Annotated in this window: 7 protein-coding genes; 3 read left to right on the top strand and 4 right to left on the bottom strand. The window is 71.3% G+C overall.

Translation table 11 applies throughout. The features are described from left to right. Positions 1-202: 202 nt before the first annotated feature. From AB0M65_RS27100 to AB0M65_RS27090, 3 genes are read left to right on the top strand one after another with little or no spacing between them, the layout of a single operon-like run. A complete protein-coding gene (locus tag AB0M65_RS27100; protein ID WP_364033211.1) occupies positions 203-1150 on the top strand; it encodes a TIGR04222 domain-containing membrane protein in 948 nt (315 codons plus the stop codon). After that, positions 1143-1955 (top strand): DUF692 domain-containing protein, encoded by an 813-nt coding sequence (locus AB0M65_RS27095; protein WP_364033208.1) that lies wholly within the window; start codon positions 1143-1145, stop codon positions 1953-1955. Before AB0M65_RS27100 ends, AB0M65_RS27095 begins: the two co-directional genes overlap by 8 nt. Then, a complete protein-coding gene (locus tag AB0M65_RS27090) occupies positions 1952-2344 on the top strand; it encodes a hypothetical protein (RefSeq protein WP_364033205.1) in 393 nt (130 codons plus the stop codon). Before AB0M65_RS27095 ends, AB0M65_RS27090 begins: the two co-directional genes overlap by 4 nt. A gap of 42 nt (positions 2345-2386) precedes the next feature. Here AB0M65_RS27090 and AB0M65_RS27085 read toward each other — a convergent pair whose 3' ends face one another. From AB0M65_RS27085 to hemE, 4 genes are read right to left on the bottom strand one after another with little or no spacing between them, the layout of a single operon-like run. Beyond that, positions 2387-3748 (bottom strand): CoA transferase, encoded by a 1362-nt coding sequence (locus AB0M65_RS27085; RefSeq protein WP_364033202.1) that lies wholly within the window; start codon positions 3746-3748, stop codon positions 2387-2389. After that, positions 3748-4440, bottom strand: coding sequence for a hydrogen peroxide-dependent heme synthase (gene hemQ, locus AB0M65_RS27080; RefSeq protein WP_364033199.1), 693 nt, complete (start codon positions 4438-4440; stop codon positions 3748-3750). Before hemQ ends, AB0M65_RS27085 begins: the two co-directional genes overlap by 1 nt. Before the next feature lie 25 nt (positions 4441-4465). Then, complete coding sequence (gene hemG, locus AB0M65_RS27075) at positions 4466-5845, bottom strand: protoporphyrinogen oxidase (RefSeq protein ID WP_364033214.1); 1380 nt, start codon at positions 5843-5845, stop codon at positions 4466-4468. A 5-nt stretch (positions 5846-5850) separates the two neighbouring features. Further along, positions 5851-6924: a uroporphyrinogen decarboxylase gene (hemE, locus tag AB0M65_RS27070; RefSeq protein ID WP_364033196.1), complete on the bottom strand. Its 1074-nt coding sequence runs from the start codon at positions 6922-6924 to the stop codon at positions 5851-5853. Between the last annotated feature and the right edge of the window lie 88 nt (positions 6925-7012).

Below are 7012 nucleotides of genomic sequence, written 5' to 3'. Positions count from 1 at the left end.
GCGGGGTAGCCAAGTACATGAAGGCCCCCTTCCGTGCGCCTAGCGCAAGGAAGGGGGCCTTCATGTACTTGCACCCGGCCGGTGGCTGACGGCTTAACGGCCGTCGCGAAAGGCTCGCCCGGCTGCTCGAATCACGGAACCACGACCGGACGGAAAAGCGTCCGACTACCGTAAGTGCACCTGCTCGCGAAAGGCCCGTGCGATGGACGACACCTGGGGCATCCCCGGACCCACTTTCCTGGCGATCTACGCCGCGCTGCTGGTGCTGCCGCTGGTCATCGGTCTCTTGTGGACGATCGCGGTCAAGGTCGGCCGCAAGACATCGCGCGTCACCGTCAGCGGAACGCGGCCGACGGCTAACGAGCTCGCGTATCTCGCCGGCGGCCCGGACCGCGTGGTCGACACCGCCATCGCGGCGCTGGTCGACCGCGGGACGCTGCGGATCAGCAGTTCGCGGAAGCTTCAGCTGGCAGGTTCCGAGCCCGCAGACCCCATCGAACGGGCCGTCGCCAGGAGCGCAAGGCCGGGTCACAACTCCACGACCCGCGGCATCCGCGACCGGCTGCGGATGTCGGGGCCGATGCAGGCACTCGCCAAGGACCTGGAGGCGCGAGGACTGGTCGTCGTCGACAAGACGCCGCAGATCCGCCAGGTCGTGTTCACCCTCTACCTCGGCGCGCTGCTCCTCGGCGTGGTGCGCCTGATCGCCGGGCTCGTCAGTGACCACCCGGTCGGTTTCCTGGTCTTCCTGGTCATCGTGGCCGGGATCGCGACCCTGCTCGCCCGTGCCGCCAGGAACAAGCGGGTCGGTCCCCGCCCGACCAGTGAGGGCAACCGGATCCTCGGCCACGCCAACGCCGAGTTCTCGAGAGAGCGCGGGCGCGGTATCACCAGTGGGCCCGTCATGGGTGGGATGGCGGGTGGCGCGCTGCTGGGCGGCGCCGCGGTGGCGGTCGCGCTGGGCGGGCTCGCCTACTACCCGGACGAAGAGCTGAGTGCCGCGCTGATCCCGCCGCCCCTCACGGGTGGCTTCGGCGGCGGCGGTTCGTCCGGCGGCAGCGCCTGCGGCAGCGGCGGTTCGTCGTGCAGCGGCGGGAGTTCCTGCGGTGGCGGGGGCAGCTCGTGCGGTGGCGGGGGTTGCGGTGGCTGACGGGCCGGGCCGCCTCGGGATCGGCATCGGCTGGCGGCACGAACTGGACCTGTCGATCGCGCGGCTGCCGGGCGTCGACTGGGTCGAGGTCGTCGCCGAGAATCTGCACGCCGGCCATCTCCCCGAGACCCTGGTCGCGTTGCAGGACAGGGGAATCCCGGTCCTGCCGCATGCGGTCTCGCTGTCGCTGGGCGGGGCCGAGCCGCTGGACACCGCACGCGTCGAGCACCTCGCGGAGATCACCCGCGAGCTCGGCGCGCCGATGGCCAGCGACCACGTGTGCTTCGTGCGGGCGGGCGGCCTCGACTCGGGGCATCTGATGCCGCTCCCCCGCACCCGGGAAGCACTCGATGTCCTGGTGGACAACGTCAAACTGACGCAGTCCATCGTGGAGGCACCCTTCGCGCTGGAGAACATCGCGGCGGTGCTGGAGTGGGGAGGCGCCGAGTTCTCCGAGTCGGAGTTCCTGCGGGAGCTGACCGAGCGGACCGGCTGCCTGCTGATCATCGACGTCGCGAACCTGTACGCCAACGCCCGCAACCTCGGCACCGATCCCGAACGGTTCCTCGACGAGATCCCGTGGGAGCGGCTGGCGTACGCGCATATGGCGGGTGGTGTCGAACGTGACGGCGTCTACCACGACACGCACGCCCATCCGGTGGTCCCGGAGGTGCTGGACCTGCTGCGCGAGCTGCGTCGGCGCACCGACCCGCCGGGTGTCCTGCTGGAACGGGACGACGACTACCCGCCCGACAGCGAACTGGCGGCGGAACTGGCGTCGTTACGGGAAGCGGTCTCGCCGTGACCTCGCCCCGCGAGCGGCTCGCCGCACAGCAGGCCGAGCTGCTCAAGGCACTCCTCGCCGGCGGTGACGCCCCGGCGGGCTTCGACGCGGACAGGCTCCTCATCGAAGCGAATGTCCTGCGGAACAAGCAAAGCAGGCTCGCCGCGTTCCTGCGGCCCGACCTCGCGGAAGCACTCGGCGACCGCTTCCCGGGGCTGTTCCGCGAGTACTCGGCGAGCCACCCGAAGACCGACACGATCCGTGCGCGGGCCTATGCGGACGCGTTCGGCGACTGGCTCGTCGAACGTGGTGAGGTGCCGAAGCCAGGGCGACGACGACGGCGGCGAGGGACAGGGGGAGGGGGACGGACAGCGTGGTGGCGCCGGAACGCGGGGGTTGGGTTCTCGTGAGTGATTTGGGTCGTTAGAACAACCCAAATCACTCACGAGACGTCAGACGCCCGTGTTGTTCCAGGACCCGGGATCGCTCCCCGGCACATGCGTCGCTTCTGTCCACTGTGGATTCGCGCCGGGCAGTGCACCGGCCATCTTGACCCGGGTCAGCCGCCCGAGCTGGCTGTCGACGTCCTCCAGCCACTCGGAGCCGTCGAACCCCTGGGGACCGGATTCCTTGCGCCCCAACGAGTTCAGCCATTCCCCGGTCCCGGCCAGCGAAGTACGGACTTGCCAGCTGCCGCCCTCGGTCATCGACCGGCGGACGGCGGTCATGATCGCCGCCGCGGTGAGCCAGCCGGTCGCGTGGTCGAGTGCCTGCACCGGCAGCGGTCCCGGACCGTCGAGCCCGGCGGTCTTCCCGCCTTCGTCGGCGATCCCCGACGCCATCTGCACGAGGCTGTCGAAGCCGCGCCTTCGTGCCCACGGCCCTTCCCAGCCGTAGGCCGACAGATCCGCGACCACGATGCCTGGATGGAGTTCGGCGAGAGTTTCGGGCGAGAAACCCTTGGCCACCAGCGATCCCGGCCGGAAACCCTGGAGGACGACGTCGGCGCGGGCGACCAGCTTCCGCAGCCGCGCGCGACCCGCCTCGGTCTCCAGGTCGACGTACGCCGACCGCTTGCCCATACCGGTGTCGATCGCCAGCGGCGGGACCGTCGGCAGATTCGCCGAGCCGACGTGCAGCACGGTCGCGCCGTGCGCGGCGAGCACCCGGCCCGCGACCGGTCCGGCGATGACATGCGTCAGTTCCAGTACCCGCACGCCGCCCATCGGACGGCCGGAGTCGAACAGCCGCCGGGGTTCCGACGGCCCGAGCGACCGGATCTCGGCGACCGGGAGCGCGGACGACGCCTGTCCTTGCTTGTGCGCCAGCCATTCCTCGCGGGACCGCAGCACGGCCGCGGCGCCACCGGCGCCGATCACCGCCGACTCGACCTCGAACTTCGACTTGGCCGCGACGACCTTCTCGAACGCCGCGCGCGTCGCGGGCACGCCGAGTCCCCAGCACACGGCCGAGACATGGCGCGGATAGTTGCAGTGCAGGCGCACCCAGCCGTCGTTCGCGCGGTAGTCGCCGGACAGCGGCGCGCTGAACGGCACCGGCTCCCCGTCGACACGGAGGTAGTGCTCGCTGTGGAAGGACGTGGCCGCGTGCCGGGTGTCGACCGAGACCCGGCCGGGCTCGATCCCCCGCACCCGCAGCAGTTCCCCGGCCGCCAGCGTCGCCGCGGCGATACTGGTCGTCGCCGCTTCCTCGATCCGGAAGGTGCCGGGCAGCACGGAATCGGGGCCGGTGACCTCGACGGCGTCTTCGGCGAGGGTCTCGCCGGTGAGCGTGGTCCAGACGCGTGCGTCCACTAGGGCAGCAGGGCGATCAGCTCGGCGGGCGGCACCTTCGTCCCGGTGTAGAACGGGATCTCCTCGCGCACGTGGAGGCGGGCCTCGGTGCCGCGCAGGTGACGCATCAGGTCGACGATGCGGTGCAGTTCGTCGGCCTCGAAGGCCAGGATCCACTCGTAGTCGCCCAGCGCGAACGACGCGACCGTGTTGGCGCGGACGTCCGGGTAGTCGCGGGCCTCTTTGCCGTGATCGGCGAGCATCTTGCGGCGCTCGTCGTCCGGGAGCAGGTACCACTCGTAGGAGCGCACGAACGGATAGACACAGATGAACTTGCGGGCCTCTTCACCGGCGAGGAACGCCGGGATGTGGCTCTTGTTGAACTCCGCCGGGCGGTGCAGCGCGACCTGGCTCCACACCGGCACCGAGGCGCGGCCGAGCGGCGTATGCCGGAAACCGCTGTAGGCGGCCTGGACCTGCTCGATCTCCTCGGCGTGCCACCAGACCATGTAGTCGGCGTCGGCACGCAGCCCGGAAAGGTCGTAGAGGCCGCGGACGACGACGCCCTTGGCCTCCAGCGCGTCGAGGTACTCGGTGGTCTCCGCGGTCGCCTGCGTGCGGTCCTCACCGAGCTTGCCCTGCTCGGCCCGGAAGACCGACCAGGCGGTGTAGCGGATGCTGTCATTGAGCTCGTTGTAGTTCAGCCGCGCCATACCGCCATCTTGGCACTGCCGGTGCTCAGGAGCCCTCGTGGGTCGGTGTGATCCCGGCGATGCGGCGGGCGGCCGCGTCGGCGGTGGCGATGCACGCGGGAAGCCCGACGCCGTGCAGTGTCGCGCCTGCCACGGCGAGCCCCGGGACGGCCGCGACGGCGCGTTCGATCCGCTCGACGAGTTCGAGGTGCCCGGTGCCGTACTGCGGAAGACCGCCGCCCCAGCGGGTCACCAGCGTCTCGACCGGCGTCGCGGTGACGCCGGTCAGCCGGGCGAGATCGTCGCGGACGACACGCACGAGTTCGTCGTCGTCGGCGTGCAGGGCGCCGGGTTCGCCGAACCGGCCGACCGAGCCGCGTACCAGCACCGGTCCGTCTCCGTAGTGTCCCCACTTGCGCGAGGAGAAGGTGAACGCCTTGGCAGCGAACGGTTTCCCGGCCGCGTCCCGCTCCCCCGCGCCGATCAGCACGCCGGACGACTCCGGCAACGCGGTACCCGGCGGCAACGCGAGCGCGATCACCGCCATCGACGCCAGCTCGACCTCCGCGAACGCCGACGACGCCACTCCCGCGACGCCGTCGAGCAACCGTCGCGCCGAGGGCGCCGGGACGGCGAGGAGAACGGAGTCGGCTTCGAGGCCGTCGACCTCCCAGCCGGTGGCGGTCCGGTTCAAGGACGTCACCGTGACTTCGGTTCGGATCTCGGCGCGCGAAAGTTCCGCGAGCCGCCTAATCAAGGTGCCGAGTCCGCCCAGCAGGGTCCCGAAGACCGGCGCCGTACTCGGCGACGCGGGCATGAGCGACGCGGCGCCTTCGGTGAGCGAACGCGCGCCGCGATCGATCGCGGAGGCCAGGCCGGGCATCGTCGCGCGCAGGCCCAGCCCGTCCGCTCCCCCGGCGTAGACCCCGCCCAGCAGCGGATCGACCAGCCTGTCGACCAGTTCATCGCCGAACCGCTCGCGCAACAACGGGCCGAGCGGCACGTCCGCGGCCGGCAGTTCCACCGGCGGCAACGACGACTCGGCCTCGACAAGGTCGCGGCCCTTCTCCGAGAGCACCCCGGCGACCGCGTCCGCCGAAGCGGGGACACCCATCACCGTGCCCGGCGGCAGGCCGAGCACGGAACCGCCGGCGTGGATCTTGGCGCGGGCCTTGGTGGGGTGGACGAGGCTTTCGCCGAGCCCGACCTCACGTACGAGGGCGAGTGCCTCGGGACGGCGGGCGAGGAAGGCCTCCGCGCCGACGTCGTAACGCTCACCGGCGACTTCGATCGTGCGGAGTTTCCCGCCGAGGGACCCGGTCGCCTCGAAGACGACGATCCGGGCGTCGTCGCCGAGCAGCGTCCGCAGCCGGTAGGCCGCGGTCAGCCCGGAGATCCCGCCACCGACGACGGCGACCGTCTTCACGGTCTTCATGGCTGGAGCTCGTGCACCAGCCCGACCACACGCGTCAGTACGTCGGGGTCGACGCCGGGCAGCACGCCGTGGCCGAGGTTGAAGATATGGCCGTCGGCGGCGCGGCCCTCGGCGACGATCCGCCGGACCTCCGCTTCGAGCACCGGCCAGGACGCGTGCAGCAGCGCCGGGTCGAGGTTGCCCTGCACGACACCGCCGCCGAGCCGCCGGACGGCCTCGTCGAGCGGGATACGCCAGTCGACGCCGACCACGTCGGCACCCGCGTCACGCATGGCCACCAGCAGCTCGCCGGTGCCGACGCCGAAGTGGATCCGCGGCACGCCGTATCCGGCGACCGCGGACAGCACCTTCGCCGAATGCGGCAGGACGAACTCGCGGTAGTCGCGCTCCGAGAGCGCACCCGCCCACGAGTCGAACAGCTGGATCGCGTCGGCCCCGGCGTCGAGCTGCGCGCCGAGGAAGGTGATCGCCATCTCCGCCAGCCGCCCGGCGAGTTCGTGCCACAGCTCCGGGTCGGTGTGCATGAGCGCCTTGGTGTGCTCGTGGTTTCGGCTCGGGCCGCCCTCGATGAGATAGGAGGCGAGGGTGAACGGCGCGCCGGCGAATCCGATCAGCGGCGTCTCGCCCAGCGACCCGACCAGCAACCGGACGCCTTCCGCGACCCGCTCGACCTGCTCCGGGTCCAGGACCGGCAGCGCGCGCACGCCCGCGGTGTCGCGGATCGGCTCGGCGACGACCGGACCGGTACCCGCGACGATGTCGATGTCGAGGCCCGCCGCCTTGAGCGGGACGACGATGTCACTGAAGAGAATGGCCGCGTCGACGCCGTGACGGCGGATCGGCTGGAGCGTGATCTCGGCGAGCATCTCGGGGTCGAAGCAGGCGTCGAACATCGAGGTGCCCTCGCGCAGTGCCCGGTACTCCGGCAGCGACCGGCCGGCCTGGCGCATGAACCACACGGGGGTGCGTGCCGGGCGTTCGCCGCGCGCGGCGGCGAGGAACGGCGCGCCGGACAGGGCGCGACGGGCCGCCGGGACGATCTGCGCGGGAGAAGCAGCTGAAGGAGACATCACGGTTCATGGTGCCATGGTCGCTCCGGGGCCTTACTCTCGGCGCGTCTGCGCCGCGAACCGGACTATCGCGTCCTACAGTCGGTTG

The sequence above is a fragment of the Amycolatopsis sp. NPDC051071 genome, from assembly GCF_040682875.1.
Classification (GTDB): domain Bacteria; phylum Actinomycetota; class Actinomycetes; order Mycobacteriales; family Pseudonocardiaceae; genus Amycolatopsis.
The sequence above is the reverse complement of the archived record's forward strand: the minus strand, read 5'-3'. Positions and strand labels throughout refer to the sequence as shown.

What these genes read in the sequence shown, in the direction of transcription:
- AB0M65_RS27100 (WP_364033211.1), top strand. Translation starts at nt 203, where the DNA reads ATGGACGACACCTGGGGCATCCCCGGACCCACTTTCCTGGCGATCTAC.
- hemQ (WP_364033199.1), bottom strand. Translation starts at nt 4,440, where the DNA reads ATGGCGCGGCTGAACTACAACGAGCTCAATGACAGCATCCGCTACACC.
- hemE (WP_364033196.1), bottom strand. Translation starts at nt 6,924, where the DNA reads ATGTCTCCTTCAGCTGCTTCTCCCGCGCAGATCGTCCCGGCGGCCCGT.